The 15,813-nt window shown below is 69.8% G+C and carries 10 protein-coding genes; 4 read left to right on the top strand and 6 right to left on the bottom strand.

Annotated features, from left to right (window positions below):
* Positions 1-71 precede the first annotated feature (71 nt).
* From G6N45_RS13745 to G6N45_RS13735, 3 genes are all read left to right on the top strand, one after another.
* Complete coding sequence (locus G6N45_RS13745; RefSeq protein WP_163722818.1) at positions 72-1,229, top strand: catalase family protein; 1,158 nt, start codon at positions 72-74, stop codon at positions 1,227-1,229.
* Between the two features lie 78 nt (positions 1,230-1,307).
* Positions 1,308-3,902 carry a helix-turn-helix transcriptional regulator gene (locus G6N45_RS13740; RefSeq protein WP_163722817.1) on the top strand — a complete coding sequence of 865 codons (2,595 nt, stop codon included), beginning with the start codon at positions 1,308-1,310 and terminating at the stop codon, positions 3,900-3,902.
* 45 nt (positions 3,903-3,947) lie between these two features.
* Positions 3,948-4,337 (top strand): globin, encoded by a 390-nt coding sequence (locus G6N45_RS13735; RefSeq protein ID WP_163722816.1) that lies wholly within the window; start codon positions 3,948-3,950, stop codon positions 4,335-4,337.
* 84 nt (positions 4,338-4,421) lie between these two features.
* On the opposite strand, the gene G6N45_RS13730 is transcribed toward G6N45_RS13735, so the two are convergent.
* From G6N45_RS13730 to G6N45_RS13710, 5 genes are all read right to left on the bottom strand, one after another.
* Positions 4,422-5,072, bottom strand: coding sequence for a DUF8185 domain-containing protein (locus G6N45_RS13730; RefSeq protein WP_407664338.1), 651 nt, complete (start codon positions 5,070-5,072; stop codon positions 4,422-4,424).
* The gene (locus tag G6N45_RS13725; protein ID WP_246228993.1) at positions 5,060-5,476 is read right to left on the bottom strand and encodes an acyl-CoA thioesterase; all 417 of its coding nucleotides are present in this window, start codon (positions 5,474-5,476) and stop codon (positions 5,060-5,062) included. Before G6N45_RS13725 ends, G6N45_RS13730 begins: the two co-directional genes overlap by 13 nt.
* Positions 5,473-10,347, bottom strand: a complete 4,875-nt coding sequence (locus G6N45_RS28035) for an NAD-glutamate dehydrogenase (RefSeq protein WP_163722813.1) — start codon at positions 10,345-10,347, stop codon at positions 5,473-5,475. Before G6N45_RS28035 ends, G6N45_RS13725 begins: the two co-directional genes overlap by 4 nt.
* Positions 10,348-10,439: 92 nt before the next feature.
* The gene (gene ettA, locus G6N45_RS13715; RefSeq protein WP_057146074.1) at positions 10,440-12,113 is read right to left on the bottom strand and encodes an energy-dependent translational throttle protein EttA; all 1,674 of its coding nucleotides are present in this window, start codon (positions 12,111-12,113) and stop codon (positions 10,440-10,442) included.
* Between the two features lie 87 nt (positions 12,114-12,200).
* Entirely contained in the window at positions 12,201-12,674 is a 474-nt protein-coding gene (locus G6N45_RS13710) for a single-stranded DNA-binding protein (protein ID WP_163722812.1), read from the bottom strand.
* A 171-nt stretch (positions 12,675-12,845) separates the two neighbouring features.
* Here G6N45_RS13710 and G6N45_RS27810 point away from each other — a divergent pair, with 171 nt between their 5' ends.
* Positions 12,846-13,748 carry an allophanate hydrolase-related protein gene (locus tag G6N45_RS27810; RefSeq protein WP_179965324.1) on the top strand — a complete coding sequence of 301 codons (903 nt, stop codon included), beginning with the start codon at positions 12,846-12,848 and terminating at the stop codon, positions 13,746-13,748.
* Here the strand turns inward: G6N45_RS27810 and G6N45_RS13700 are convergent.
* The gene (locus G6N45_RS13700) at positions 13,745-15,799 is read right to left on the bottom strand and encodes a bifunctional copper resistance protein CopD/cytochrome c oxidase assembly protein (protein WP_163722811.1); all 2,055 of its coding nucleotides are present in this window, start codon (positions 15,797-15,799) and stop codon (positions 13,745-13,747) included. The two genes, G6N45_RS27810 and G6N45_RS13700, sit on opposite strands and share 4 nt — an antisense overlap.
* Between the last annotated feature and the right edge of the window lie 14 nt (positions 15,800-15,813).

The raw sequence follows: 15,813 nt of genomic DNA, 5'->3' as shown, positions 1-15,813 counted from the left end.
CGTGACCGCACGCAAGGGACAGGTAGCCGATTACTCATGCCGGTCCGGCGCAACGCCGTCAGACTGTGCCCATGACCGGCGGGGGAACATCCATCGACCACAGCGACTACGTGCGATATCAGCCGGCCCTTGCCGCCGTCCCGCCCGGCGAAGAGGAGCTGATCTCCGGGCTGGTCCGCGACCTGCGCAGGAATAACCAGTTCCAGTACGCCAAGAGCCGTGTGTTCGCGAAGTACCGCAGACGCGGCAGACCTCACGCGATCCGCGACGCGCACGCCAAGAGCTGCGCCGTGCTGCACGGCGAGCTGACCGTGCACAGTGACCTCGACCCGGCGCTGCGACAGGGTTTGTTCGCCCGGCCCGGCGCCACCTTCCCGGTGATCGCCCGCATCTCGCAGACCTCGGGGGCGATCCGCTCGGACCAGGTGCGGGGCGTGAGAGGCCTGGGTCTGAAGGTTCTCGGGGTCACCGGCGCCAGTGGCGAACGCGCCGACGCCCGCTTCGCCGACGCGAATCAGGACTTCGTCTTCGTCACCGAACCGGCCTTCCTGTTCCGGGACGCCGCGGACTATGCGAAAGCGGGGATGCGCACCGCCAGGGCGCTCACCGCGCTGCCCGACGGCGGGATGCTCCTGATCAACCGGATGCTGCGCGCCGCGCGCCGGGCCGCGCAGCGGTCCGGCCGCGACCTGCCGGCCAAGCTACGGGTGTTCGCCGAACCCAACCACCATCCGCTGCGTCAGACGTTCTACACCGCCGCACCGGTGCGCTTCGGCGACTACGTGGCGAAGCTGCGGGTGGCGCCGACACCGCAGACCGTTGCCGGCGCCGTTCCGGCCACCGTCGAGGACGGGCCGTACGACGCCGCCTCGCGGGCCGTCGTCGCCTACTTCGCGGCCCGGGCCGCCGACTACGAGGTGTCGGCACAGCTGTGCACCGAGGGCATGCCGATCGAGGACGCCACCGTCGAGTGGCCCGAAGAGAGCTCGCCGTACCGGCCGGTGGCCACCATCCGCTTCCCGGAGCAAACGGGATACGGCGAGGCGCTGCGCGACTTCGCCGACGACGGGCTCACCTTCAACTCGTGGCGGGGTATCGCCGAGCACCGGCCGCTGGGCTCCATCAACCGGCTCAAGCTGCGGGTGTACGAGGCGTCGAGCGAATTCCGGCACTCCCGCAACGGCACCGCCTACGTCGAGCCGACGGACCTGTCCACCTTCCCGCGATGAGACGCCAGGACGCCCGCCGCGGCTAACCCCGGGCCATTAGCGAGAATTGGCGGTCACACCCAATTAGACTCCCGTGACATGCCGCACGGTTGGCAGTTGCTCGACCGCCCACGAGAATTCGACGCGGTCCGTTCTGCGCTGACCGGGACCGGGTCCTACGGGGTGGTGCTCGTCGGCGATGCCGGCGTCGGCAAGACCACGCTGGCGCGGTCGGTCACCGAATCACTGCGCTCCCAAGTGCACTGGGTGGCCTCCACGGAATCGTCGCGCAGCATCCCGCTCGGGGTGTTCGCCCACCTCGTGGGCGGCAGCTCCTCGCGCGACGCAACCGCACTGCTGGCGTCGGCGCGGGAATCGCTTGTCGCGCAGGGAAACAGCATCGTCGGAGTGGACGACGCCCATCTGCTCGACGAGTTGTCGGCGACGCTGCTGCACCAGATGGCCGTCGATCAGACCGGCCGCATCCTGGCCACCGTCCGCAGCGGCGAACCGGTGCCCGACGCGGTCACGTCGCTGTGGAAGGACGGCTACCTGCGCCGGATAGAGCTGCAGCCGTTCACCAAGCAGCAGAGCGTCCAGCTGGTCGAGTCCGTGATCGGCGGGCGCCTCGAGGGTCTGTCGGCCGACCTGATGTGGGAGTCCTCCGGCGGCAATCCTCTGTTCCTGCGGCACCTGGTGGAGGGGTCCATCGACGCGGGCACGCTCAAGCGGGTCGACGACGTCTGGCAGCTGCGCGGCCCGACGGCCGTGCCGTCCGGGTTGGTGGCGCTGCTGGAGAGCCGGCTCGAGCACGCCGGCGACGCCGTGATGACGGCACTCAAACTGCTCGCACTGTGCGAGCCGCTCGACATCGACGCGCTCACCGAGCTCGCGGGCGATGCCGCCGTCGACGACGCCGAGATGCGCGGCCTGGTCCGGTTCCAGCAGGACGGCCCCGTGCTCAATGCCCGCTTCAGCCATCCGCTGGTCGGTGATGTGGTGCGCAGCAAGGTGGGGCGTGCGGCGGAGCGGCGGCTCAAGGGTCAGGTGGTGCAGATCCTGCGCAGACGCGGTCTCGACACGGCGGCCAGCCGCATCCGAATGGCGCAGTTGTCAATCGACAGCGACCAGCCCGTCGACACCGAGCTGCTCACCTCGGCCGCCAAGGACGCGATCTACCTGTCGAACCTGCCGCTCGGAGAACGGTTGGCGCGCAGGGCTTTCGAGCGTACGGGCAGCCTCGCAGACGGTGCCCTGCTGTCCCGGGCGCTGCTGTGGCAGGGTAAGCCCGCGGCCGCCGACGCAATACTCGCGCAGTTCGCCCCGGCCGACCTCGACGAAGTGCAACTGGTGCAGTGGGGTGTGCCGAGGGCGTCGACGCTGTTCTGGTCGATGAGCGAAGTGGGAGCCGCGCACGAGGTGCTCGCCCTGGTCAACGAGCGCGTGCGAAATCCGGCGCTGCGGCTCATCCTGGACGCCACCGCGGCCGCGATGGCCGTGCACGAGAACAACATCGAGGCGGGCATCGCCGAGGCGCTGCGGGTGCTCGCCGACCCGCAGGCTCCCGATCAGGCCGTCGAGTTCGCGGCGTTCGCCGCCGGCCTGGCCATGCCCGTCGCCGGCCGCGGTGACGAGTTCGAACCGATCGCCGCCCGGTGTCGCGCCGAGCAGAAGACGACCGACGGCATGATCCGGGTGATGGTCCGGTACTGCGACGTGCTCGCGCTGACGCACACCGGTCAGTTCGATCTGGCCGAGAAACGGGCCGCCCATTACGCCGACTTCTCGTCGGTCGGTCAGTTCCTCGCCTGGGCCATCGCCAAGATCATGGCCGGCGTGGTCGCCACCGCCCGAGGCGACTTCCCCGAGGTCATCTCGTCCATCGAGCAGGCTCTGGCAGCGCTGTCGGCGGAGAGTCCGCTGCCTTGGCAGCTGCCCGGGCGGCTGCTGCTGGCGCGCGCCTACGCCGCGCTGGGCCGGATCGGTGAGGCCGAGCGCATCCTGACCGACGCCGCCGAGCACTCGGGTCCGTCGATGGAGCTGCACGAACCGCAGCGGCTGGTCTCACGGTCGTGGTACGCGGCGGCCAAGGGCATGGAGCGCAACGCCGTCGAGCTGGCGCGCGCCGCGGCCGACATTGCCCACCGGTCCGGTCAGTACGCCCTGGAGGCCGAGGCGCTGCACCACGCGACGCGATTCGGCGACCGGACCACCGCGGCGCGGCTCGCCGAACTGGCCGACCTCGTCCGCGGCAACCTCGCCGCGTTGTACGCCCGGCATGCCGCCGCGGCGGCCGAGGCGGACGCCGCCGCCCTGGACGCGGTCAGCACCGAATTCGAGCGCGCCGGTGTGCTGCTGTCCGCCGCGGACGCGGCGGCGCAGGCGGCCGCGCTGCACGACGGCGCCGGCGATCGCCGCCGCACCAGTGAATCGGGCGCGACGGCGCTGCGTCTGGCCGAGGCGTGCGGTGGGGCGACCACCCCGGCGATCAGGACCGCGGCCCGGCCGTTGCCGCTGACGCCCCGGGAACGGGAGATCGCCGAACTGGTATCGGCGGGGTTGTCCAACCGTGAGGTCGCCGAGCAGCTCACGCTGTCGGTGCGCACCGTCGAGGGACACGTCTACCGCGCATGCTTCAAGCTCGATGTCGCCGACCGCGACGAGCTCGCCAGGGTGGTCGGCAAGAAGAGGTGACCGCCGGGTGAGGCCGGCCGGCCTCATGGACCACAATGGTCGGTGATGGATCAACAATCGTTCTATGACGCGGTGGGCGGCCACGAGACGTTCCGCACCATCGTGTCGCGGTTCTACCAGCAGGTGCGCGACGACGAGATCCTGCGACCGCTGTATCCCGAGGACGAGCTCGACGCCGCCGAGGAGCGGCTGCTGCTCTTCCTCGAGCAGTACTGGGGTGGTCCACGAACCTACTCCGAGCAGCGCGGGCACCCACGGCTGCGGATGCGCCATGCGCCGTTCCGGATCGGTTACCTCGAACGTGACGCGTGGCTGCGGTGCATGCACACCGCGGTGGCCGAGATCGACGCCAAGACCCTCGACGACGCGCACCGCCAGGAGCTGATCGCCTACCTGGAGATGGCGGCGCAGTCGATGGTCAACTCGCCCTTCTGAGAACCTGATTCCGGCGAGCAGACGCAAACTCGGGCGATAGGGGCCCGAATAGCCCGAGTTTCTGTCTGCTCGCCGAGTGAAGAGCTAGTGCAGCACCACCGCGGGGTTGCCGCGGCGGCGGTACACGCTGCCGAACCTCGCGTCGATGCGAAGCCACGCCCGTGTCGTACGCACCCGGACCACCTCGTCAGGGGTGTCGGGCACGAAACCCATCGCTGTCAGCGCGAACACACACCGCATCGGGATGCCGACGGTATCGGCATCGGTGGCGACGTCCACGACGGCCTGGTCGAGCAGCGACGGCGGCGGGCCGTGCGCCCCCGAATGCTCACGAACCAGCGCGCTGCCGCGCTGCGCGAGCGCGAACACCTCACGGGCGGGCACGTCGTCGAGGTGCACGAACCCGGCCTCGGGCGGCAGCGCACCCCGCCACGCGGAATCCATCGCGAAGCCGGGGTCGACGTGCCCGTCGGCATCCATGGCCGCCAGCCCGGCCAGCAGCGCGTCAGCCCCGGCACACAGGTCGGCCGGGCGCAACCGGCCGCGCACCACTCGACTGGCCAGCACGTCGAAACCGGTGGACACCCACGCCACCACCAGTCCCCCGGCGCGTTCCCGCAGCCGTATCACCGCGGTCTCGTCGGCGCGCCGCGCCCGTTCGGTGAAGGCGGCGAGGTCGTCGCGGTGGCCGCCGTCGACATCGAGCCAGATTCCTCGCTCGCTCATCGCGCCCAGTGCTGCAGGTACTCCCGCTGTTTCACCGAAAGCCGCTGCAGCCGTTGCTCTTCGATGTGCACCGCGGCCAGCTGGGTTTCCGCGATGACCGCCGCGCGGGAATCGGGCGGCGCCCCGACCGAACGCACCTCGTAGCCGATGGTGAAGTCCACCGCCCGGACCCGCTTCGACCACATCGTCACCTGCAACGGCGAATCGATCAGCCGCAATTGCGCCTTGTAGGAGATCTGCACCTCCGCGATCAGGAGTCCGATCGTGGTGATCTCGTCACCGAACGGCTCCCGCAAGAACGGGATTCGGGCCTCTTCGAGAATCGTGACCATCGTCGCGTGGTTGATGTGCTGGTACATGTCGATGTCCGACCAGCGCACATGAACCGGCGCTGTGAAGCCCTGAGCCGTCACCCGGATGTTCCCGTCCCGCTCGTCCTCGTCATGCTGCGGATCTGACGGGCCGCCACCGACAACGTCGCCAGGTCGTGCTGACCACTTTCGTACAGTTCGGTCAGCGTCCGGCGGGCGCGGGTGACCCGGTTGGTGTTGGTCATCTCCCACTCGGAGATCTTCTCCTCGCCGTTCTCTTCGGGCTCACCGACCGCCAGCACGTCGAAGCTCAGTGCCCGCAACGAACCGTAGATGTCGTCACGAATGGCCAACCGCGCCAACGAATGCCAACGGTCCTCCCGGGACAGCCGCGAGACGGCGGTCAACAGCCCGTCGGTGCCCAGGTGGTCCATCAGCGCGAAGTAGGCGTCCGCCACCTCGGCCGCATCGCGGTCGACGATGTCGGCGATGTCGATGACGTCGAGCAGGCTGAACTGGTAGAGCCCCGTCGCAACCTGGTACGCGAGGTCCTCGGACGCACCCTGGCCGCTGAACTCCGCCGCCTCCTTCATCACGATCGCCCTGTCGTCACCGCGCAGCCACTCCGACATCCGCGGGGTCAGTGTGGCCACCTTCTCGGCGAACCGGTTGATCTCGGCGCCCACCGCCAACGGTTGCGGACGGTAGTTGAGCAGCCAGCGCGACGCGCGGTCGATCAGCCGGCGAAGATCGAGGGTCATCCGGTCGGTGACCGCGACGGACACGCCCTCCACGCCTGCGGCGCGGATCCGCCGCCACACGTCCCCCACCCCGAAGATCGCGTCGACGGCCACGAAGCTGCGCACCGCATCGACCGCCGAGACACCGACGTCCTCGGCGACCCGGTAGGCGTAGGAGACACCCGCGGTGTCCACCACGTCGTTGACGAGCATGGTCGAGACGATCTCGCGGCGCAGCTGGTGCGAGCGGATCTCCGTGGCGAACCGGTCCCGCAGCGTGGTCGGGAAGTACGACGGCAGCCGGGAGGCGAACACCTCCTGATCGGGCAGATCCCCCGCCAGCAGGTCGTCCTTCAGCGCCAGCTTCACGTGGGCCATCAGCGTCGCCAGTTCCGGCGAGGTCAGCCCGATCCCGGCCTCGGTCCGGCGGCGGATCTCCTTCTCCGAGGGCAGCGCCTCCAGCTCACGGTTGAGGCCACGCTCGTCGACGAAGTCCTTGATCATCCGGGAGTGCACCGACAGCATGCTCGCCGCGTTCGCGCGGCTGGTTCCCATCAGGTCGTTCTGACTCTCGTTGTCCGCCAAGACGAGTCGGCCCACCTCGTCGGTCATCGACAGCAGCAGGTCGGTGCGGTCCTCGGTGGTGACCTTTCCCGCCGTCACCAGCGAGTCGATCAGGATCTTGATGTTGACCTCGTGGTCGGAACAGTCGACGCCGGCGGAGTTGTCCAGCGCGTCGGTGTTGATGCGCCCGCCCACCAGATCGAACTCGATGCGACCCAGCGAGGTGACGCCGAGGTTGCCACCCTCGCCGATCACCTTGGCGCGCACCTGGTTTCCGTTCACCCGCACCGCGTCGTTGGCGCGGTCGCCGACGTCGGACTCCGTCTCGGCCTTGACGTAGGTGCCGATGCCCCCGTTGAACAGCAGATCGGCCGGCGCCTTGAGGATCGCCCGGATCAGGGCGGGCGGCGTCAGCTCGGTGACGTCGTCGTCGATCCCCAGCGCGTGGCGCGCCTCGGCGCTGACCGGAATGGACTTCTGCTCGCGGCTGTAGACACCGCCGCCGGCGCTGATCAGCGACGTGTCGTAGTCCTCCCAGCTGGAGCGCGCCAGGTCGAACAACCGCTTGCGTTCCTGCCACGACGTCGCGGCGTCCGGGTCGGGGTCGATGAAGATGTGCCGGTGGTCGAAGGCGGCGAGCAGGCGGATGTGCTGCGAGAGCAGCATGCCGTTGCCGAAGACGTCGCCGCTCATGTCACCGACGCCGACGACGGTGAACTCCTCGGTCTGGGTGTCGATACCCATCTCGCGGAAGTGTCGCTTGACCGACTCCCAGGCACCCTTGGCGGTGATACCCATCGCCTTGTGGTCGTAGCCGACCGAACCGCCGGAGGCGAACGCGTCACCGAGCCAGAAACCGTAGGACTTGGCGACGTCGTTGGCGATGTCAGAGAAGGTGGCGGTGCCCTTGTCCGCGGCCACCACGAGGTAGGCGTCGTCACCGTCGCGCCGGACGACGCCCTCGGGGGTGACGATCGCGCCGGTGGACATGTCGACGTTGTCGGTCAGATCCAGCAGGCCCGCGATGAACAGCCGGTAGCAGGCCACGCCCTCCTCGCGGGTGGCGTCGCGGTCCTCGGCGGGGTCACCCGTCGGCGCCGGCGGCTTCTTCACCACGAAGCCGCCCTTCGCCCCGACGGGGACGATCACGGCGTTCTTGACCGCCTGCGCCTTGACCAGCCCGAGGACCTCGGTGCGGAAATCCTCGCGGCGGTCCGACCAGCGCAGGCCGCCCCGCGCCACGAACCCGAACCGCAGATGCACGCCCTCGACCCGAGGGGAGTAGACGAAGATCTCGAATTTCGGTCGGGGCAGCGGCAGTTCGTCGATCAGCTCCGGATTCATCTTGAGCGACAACACGTTCCGGGCGCGCGCCGAGTCCGGCCGGGTCACGAAGTAGTTGGTGCGCAGGGTCGCCTGCATCATCGAGGCGAACGCCCGCAGCACCCGGTCGGTGTCGAGGCTGACCAACGCGTCGATGTCGGCGGCCACCGCGGCGGCCGCGGCCTGGGCGTCACGCCGGGTCGCCTCGCTCTGCTCCTGATCGGTGGGACAGAAAAGAGCTTCGAACAGCTCGACCAGCGAGCGGGCCGTTCCTGCGTTGTCGTTGAGGACGTCCGCGATGTGCGACTGGCTGTAGGAGAACCCGGCCTGCTTGAGGTACTTGGCGTAGGCGCGCAGGACGGCGACCTGCTGCCAGGTCAGCCCGGCGCGCAGCACGAGCTCGTTGAAACGGTCGATCTCGGAGTGGCCGTGCCAGATCGCGGTCACCGCGTCGGCGAAGCGCTGCGCGGTGGCGTCGCGCTCCGGGCCGGGCGGGGTGACCGGGATGCCACGGTGCGGCGACACCTTGAACTGGTAGATCCAGACCGGTAGGCCGTCTGGCCTGGTCACCGTGAACGGCCGCTCCTCGAGCACCGTCACACCCATCGACTGCAGCATCGGCAGCAGCCGGCTCAGCGACGCCGACTGGCCGCCGAGATACCAGATCAGGTTGGAGATGCCGTCGACGACGGTGCTCTCGGTGTCGTCGAGCACCAGCTTGACGGTGTTGTCCTCGAGCTCTTCGATGATCGCGATGTCGGTGAGAGCGTGCAGCGGAGTGACCGCCTGCTTGTAGACCTCGGGGAAGGCCGCCGCGTAGTGCTCGGCGATGCCCTGGTCGATGGACCCCGTGCGGACCGCGCCGAGCATCCGGTCGGCCCACGTCCGCGCGGCCTCGGTGAGCAGATCCTGGATGCGCGACTCGTTCGCATCGGACACGTCGACACCCTGGGGGCGGGAACCCTCAGGCAGTCGGACGGTGAAATGCACCAGTGCCCAGGGTGATTCACTGACCCGCGCGGAGTAGTCGATGCTGAGACCGCCGAGCTCGCGGACCAGGATGTCCTGCATCTCCAGCCGCACGGCGGTGGTGTAGCGGTCACGCGGCAGGTACACCAGGCAGGACACGAAGTGGGCCAGCGGGTCGGCCCGCATGAACAGCAGGGTGCGCCTGCGGGAGCCGAGGTCGACGACGGCCATCGCCATGTCGAGCAGTCCGCGCGCGGTGAGCGCGAACAGCTCCGAGCGCGGGATGGTCTGGATGATGTCGAGCAGCAGCTGCCCGGGATGGCTGGGGTCGCGGTGCGCCATCGCCAGCGCGTCGTTGACCCGTCTGGAGACCAGCGGGATCTCCAGGACGTTGGCGTTCATCGCCGCCACGGTGAACATGCCGACGAAGCGGTGCTCGATGGCCGCGGAGTCGTCGCCGCCGTCACCGGGCTGCTCACGCACCACGACGATGTGCGGGTAGGCGCCGTAGCGCAGGAAGCTCGGGATCGTGGCCTGCGCCAGCGCGAGCAGCTCGTCCTTGTTGGTCAGTTGCGGCAGCACGTCTTGGCGCAACCGCAGCACGCCGAGCCGGCTGCCCGCGTCGACGGTGGCCTCCCCGTCGCGCACCTGACAGCGCTGGTACCCCAGCAGCACGAAGTGCCCGTCGGCCAGCCAGCGCATCAGCGCCGCGACGTCCTTGCGGTCGGGGCTGGGGAACCGCCGGCCGGTGTCGCTGTCGAGTTCGGCGGCCAGGCTGCGCAGCATCGCGGCCATGCTCTCGGAATCCAGCGCCACCTGCCGCGCGTCGGCGAGCACCCGCGGCAGCAGCCGCTCCGCCTCGGCGACGGCGCGCCGATCCGCCGAGCTGGACAACTGGACGTGCACCCACGTCTCGTCGACGCCGTCACCAAAAGTGGCTTGTGGCGCCGGGACGATGTCGAGCAGCTCCCCGCCGGTCCCGCGCCGCACCCGGAACACCGGATTCATGATCGCCTTGTACGCCACGCCGACCCGGTGCAGCAGCACCGTCACAGAGTCCATCAGCATCGACGCGTTGTCGGTGATGACCTGCAGCGCCGGCCCGAACCCGCCGGGCTCGTCGGCGCCGTACACGGCGACGAGGGTGGCACCGGCCGCGCGTTGCCGACCCAGCCGGTATTGCGCCTGCACCATGGCCGAACCCGTCGACGAGCTTTCCGACGGTCGGCGCACTGGGCCGGTGACGGCGCCCTCCGACCCGGGGGCACCGCCGTGCGGACCCCGATAGGTCTCCAGGTATGCGGGAAGCAGGCGGTCGATCACCTCCGGGGTGACGTCCTGCTCGGTTCCCCCGATGGCACCGGGTTTCAACGACATGCGCCGCTCCTACACTCACACACTGCGCACCGGCCGCCGTTGGCTGCGACCGGCCGCGCTCGGCGGTCGGTCACTTGGTCCGCACGACGAGACTATCCCCGCGTGAGCTTGCGGTGGGTCACCCTGTGCGGACGGGCCGCTTCGGCGCCGAGACGCTCGATCTTGTTCTCCTCGTAGCCGCCGAAGTTGCCCTCGAACCAGAACCATTTGGCCTCGTTGTCGGTGTCGCCTTCCCAGGCCAGGATGTGCGTGCAGGTGCGGTCGAGGAACCAGCGGTCGTGGGAGATGACCACCGCGCAACCCGGGAACTGTTGCAGCGCGTTCTCCAGGGAACTCAGCGTCTCGACGTCGAGATCGTTGGTGGGTTCGTCGAGCAGAATCAGGTTTCCGCCCTCTTTGAGCGTGAGCGCCAAGTTCAGCCGGTTCCGCTCACCGCCGGACAGCACGCCCGCGGGCTTCTGCTGGTCCGGGCCCTTGAACCCGAACGCCGAGACGTAGGCCCGCGACGGGATCTCGTTCTGCCCGACCTCGATGTAGTCCAGCCCGTCGGAGACCACTTCCCAGACCGTCTTCTTCGGGTCGATGCCCGAGCGGCTCTGGTCCACATAGCTCAACTTGACCGTCTCGCCGATCTTGACGGTCCCGCTGTCGGGCTGCTCGAGGCCCACGATGGTCTTGAACAGCGTGGTCTTGCCCACGCCGTTGGGGCCGATGACGCCGACGATGCCGTTGCGGGGCAGCGTGAAGGACAGGTCCTTGATCAGCTGCCTGCCGTCGAATCCCTTGTCGAGGTGCTCGACCTCGACGACGACGCTGCCCAGGCGCGGGCCGGTCGGGATCTGGATCTCCTCGAAGTCGAGCTTGCGGGTCTTCTCGGCCTCGGCGACCATCTCCTCGTAACGGCCGAGACGGGCCTTGTTCTTGGCCTGGCGTGCCTTGGCTCCCGAGCGCACCCATTCCAGTTCGTCCTTGAGCCGCTTCTGCAGCTTGGCGTCTTTGCGCCCCTGCACGGCGATACGCTCGCCCTTCTTCTCCAGGTAGGTGGAGTAGTTGCCTTCGTAGGGGTAGGCGCGGCCGCGATCGAGTTCGAGGATCCACTCGGCGACGTTGTCGAGGAAGTACCGGTCGTGGGTGACGGCCAGGATCGCGCCGGCGTACTCGGCGAGGTGCTGTTCCAGCCAGAGCACGCTCTCGGCGTCGAGGTGGTTGGTGGGCTCGTCGAGCAGCAACAGGTCGGGCTTGGACAGCAGCAGCTTGCAGAGCGCGACCCGGCGCTTCTCGCCACCGGACAGGTGCGTCACGGGCTCGTCGGCAGGCGGGCAGCGCAGTGCGTCCATCGCCTGCTCGAGCTGGCTGTCGATGTCCCACGCGTCAGCGGCGTCGAGCTCCTCCTGCAGCGCGCCCATCTCTTCCATGAGCTCGTCGGAGTAGTCGGTCGCCATCAGTTCGGCGACCTCGTTGTACCGGTTGAGCTTGCCCTTGATCGGTACGCCTTCTTCGACGTTCTCGCGGACCGTCTTCGTCTCGTCGAGTTGGGGCTCCTGCATGAGGATCCCGACCGTGGCGCCGGGCGCCAGGAACGCGTCGCCGTTGTTGGGCTGGTCCAATCCGGCCATGATCCGCAAGACGCTCGACTTGCCGGCCCCGTTGGGGCCGACGACGCCGATCTTCGCGCCCGGAAGGAAGTTCAGGGTGACGTCGTCAAGGATGACCTTGTCGCCGTGCGCCTTGCGGACCTTCCGCATCGTGTAGATGAATTCGGCCATGCCTTCGATGTCGCCTTTCTCCGGTCTTCGCGATCTGCGATAGTCCGGGGCCCATCCTAGGCGTGACCGCGCCGGCGCTGCCCGCCGCTACGCGGACAGCGGCAGCCCGACGGTCTCGGCTCCCTCCTCCTGCTCGTCGGGCTCGTCCTCGACGACGCCGGAATCCCCGGCGCCTGCGGGCGCCTCCCCGGCGGCCGGTTCGGGGTGCCTGCGCTTGTCGATACGGGCGATGCACCGCGCCAGGTCCGGCCCCACGGAGGTGGCCCTGATCTCCAGCGAGGACCGGCGGTTGCCGTCGCGGTCCTCGTACTCGCTGGTGTACACGGTGCCGACGACGATCACCGCGTCTCCCTTCCCGAGGCCCGCACCGACGCCGGTGACCAGGCGTCCCCAGCAGTTGACCGTGGCGTACAGCGAATTGCCCGGCTCCCAGCTTCCGTCGGGGGTGCGCCTGCGTGAGTTGCTGGCGACGCGGAACTTGAACAGCTCCTGGTCGCCGACCCAGCGGCGCTCCGGAGCGGTGACGATCGTGCCGACGATGGCGATCGGGGTCTCGAACATGACGGTTCCTCTTTCTCGTATGGCTGCGGCAGGGGGCACAGCGCCCGTGCCGTCGGCGACACACGCCATTGACCCCCGCGGCGCCGACAGCGCAGCCGCGGCAGCGCCCGTCGGACCGCGACGCTGGGGATGAAACGCGCATTGGGGATGACGGCCGCTTAGGTTGAGGGGGTGACCGCCGACCGTCGCGCCACCCTGATGTCGCTGCCCGGGGTGCGCATCCTCACCCGAGTGCCCGTGCCGCCCGGCGCCGTCGGCATCACACCCACCATGGCCGCGGATCGCTTCACCGTCGCGGCGCCCGATCTCGTGACCGCCAACCGCGCGATGACCGTGCTCGCCACCCAGGCCTCGGCATCGGGCTGGCCCGCCGACGTCCGGTTCGCCACGCCACCGCGACCCGTGATCGGCGCGCCCGACGCGCTGGTCGCCACAGTCCGGCGGGCGATTCCGGACGCCACTCTGGTCGCCGCGCCGGAGGACGGCGCGCCGCTCCCCGATGGGGTCGACGCCGTCCTGACGACAGTCGAGCCCTGCGGTGACCCGCGCGGCGCGGCCGTGCAGACGGCGGAATTCTCGGTGCTGGCGCGCCCGTACGACGACGCGGTCGCGCTCGACGTGGCCGCGGCGCTGACGGGATGCCGCATCGACGAAGTCTGGCCGCTGACCGTTGCCGATCCGCAAGAGCTGGTGGTGTTCGGCGCGCACCTGCTCGGCGGGCCGCTGACCCATCAGCTCACCGACCTGGGCGCCCGCTGGTCCGGCGAGCTCACCACCGCCCCGCGCTACCGGATGACGGTGCTGCCGTCGACGCCGGCCAAACCGGCGGTCAGCCGAGTCCCCGACGGCGCTGCCGGGACGGCGCTCTACGGGCAGCGGTGGCTGATGTCTGCGGCGGCGCTCGGACGCTTCCTGGCGGCGCTGCCGCCGCCGATGCAGCTGGGCAAGGTCGAGTTCGCCGACGGCTCCTGGCGCACCGCGTTCAGCTGCGACGCCGCCGCGGCCGACGGCACCGACATCAGCGCCTACGGCAGCTGGCCCGCCGCGATCGCGGCCGGGGCGGTGCCGAGCTAGCCGTCGGCGCGGTCCCGCCGGGCCAACTCGGCCAGCATCGCGTTGTAGGCGGCCAGGTCGGCGTCGTCGTCGCGGTCGGCGGCGCGGTCCAGCCGGCGCGCGGTCCGGTCGTCGCTGCGACGCCACTGCACGAACAGCGCGATGAGCACCACGACCAGCGGCACTTCACCCGCGGCCCACGCGATCGCCCCGCCGAGGCGTTGATCCCCGATCAGGTCGGTGTGCCAGGGAAGGCCGAGCGAGCGGTAGAAGTCGCCGCCGATCGCGGTGTTGGTGCCCATCAGCACCACACCGAAGAACGCGTGCAGCGGAAGCGACGCGAACACCATGCCGAGCTTGGCGATCGACGGGAGCGGCCGCGGTGTCGGGTCGACGCCGATCACCACCCAGTAGAAGAGGTAGCCGCTCAGCAGGAAGTGCAGATTCATCGCGAGGTGCGCGGCGTGGCTGCCCACCGCGGCGTCGAAGATGCCGCCGAAGTACAGGCCGTAGAACCCGACGATGAACAGTGCGGTCGCGACGAACGGATTGGTCAACAACCGCGATAACCGCGAATGCAGTGCGGCCAGCAGCCATTCCCGCGGCCCGGGCGGCTCGTTTCGTCCGGCCGTCGGCAACGCGCGCAGCGCCAGCGTCATCGGGGCGCCGAGCACCAGCAGAATCGGCGCGAGCATCGACAGCAGCATGTGGGCGATCATGTGCATGCTGAACATCGCCGGCATGTAGCGGCCGATCCCCGACGATGTCGCCAGCAGCAGCACCAGGCAGCCGAGCAACCAGGCCACCACGCGACCGACCGGCCACGCGTCGCCGCGACGGCGCAGCCGGCGCACCGCCGCGAGGTACACCACCGCGAACACCAGCGCCGCGGTGCCGAACACCAGGTCGAAGCGCCAGTCGAACAGCAGCCGCGCCGCAGTCGGCGGGCCGGCCAGGTCGTAACCGATCTCGACCGCGGGGATCGACAGGTTCGTGTTGGTCGGCGGCGGTGGTGGAGTGCGCCCCAATGCGACGGCGACGCCGAAGGTGAGCCCGAAGACGACCGCCTCGACGAGCGCCAGCCGGATCAGCGCTGCCCGTGCGCCCGCGTCCGCGGCCAGTGCGGCCACGCCGCTGCGACGCTGCCGCCACCCCAGGAATCCGAGTGCCACCAGCGCGGCGACCTTGGCCAGCACCAGCCACCCGTACCGGGTCTGCACCAGGTCCTCGGGCCGCAGGCGCACCAGCGCGTTGATGACGCCGCTGAGCATCATCGCCACGAAGCACCACAGCGCCACGGCCGAGAAGCGCCGTGCCGCCAGGTGTCCGTACTGGATCACTCCCCGGTCGCTGCGCTCCAGCCCGCCGGACCCGCCCCGGAGCGCGTGTGCCAGCAGGGCCAGCAGACCGCCTGCCCACACGGCACCGGCGATCAGGTGGACGAGAAGGCTGTTGGTCGCGATGTCGTGCGCGCCGCCGGACGACGAATGGCCGGTGAGCGCGAGGGGCAGCAGCGTCGCCAGGGATCCGGCGAACAGCGCCGGCGTCCAGGACCAGCGCAGCACAGGGATGCTGACCACGGTCACCACCGCGGCGAACAGTGCGGTCCACCGCCAGGCGCCCGCGATGTCGATGAGGTCCGCGACCGACCAGATGTCGGCGGGACTCAGACGCGACGACAGGGGCTGCCCGCTGATGTCGGAGACCGTGAGCGGCACCATCAGCACCGCGCAGACGGTCCAGATGCCCGCCGCCGCGGTGCCGGTGCGCAACGCCCGGTAGCCCGCGACGTCGAGCACGCCGTTGGCCTGCGGCGGCACCATGAACGCCGCGAAGAGGAACGAGCCGGTGGCGATCACCGCGGCGAGCTCACCGGCCGCCTTGACGAACGGCAACCCGTAAGTGGTGACCGGGCCCGGGTCGGGCAGTCCGGTCGCGGTCAGGGCCTCGGCCAGCGACAGCGCGGACAGCCCGGCCGCGGTCAACCCGGCGAGCACGGCGACGCCGTAGAGCAGCGGCCACACCGACGCCTTGCGCACGCCTACCGTGGCGGGTCGGCCGGTGAGAGTCATCCCTCCAGCGTATG

The sequence above is a fragment of the Mycolicibacterium psychrotolerans genome, from assembly GCF_010729305.1.
In the GTDB taxonomy this organism is placed as follows: Bacteria; Actinomycetota; Actinomycetes; order Mycobacteriales; family Mycobacteriaceae; genus Mycobacterium; species Mycobacterium psychrotolerans.
The sequence above is the reverse complement of the archived record's forward strand: the minus strand, read 5'-3'. Positions and strand labels throughout refer to the sequence as shown.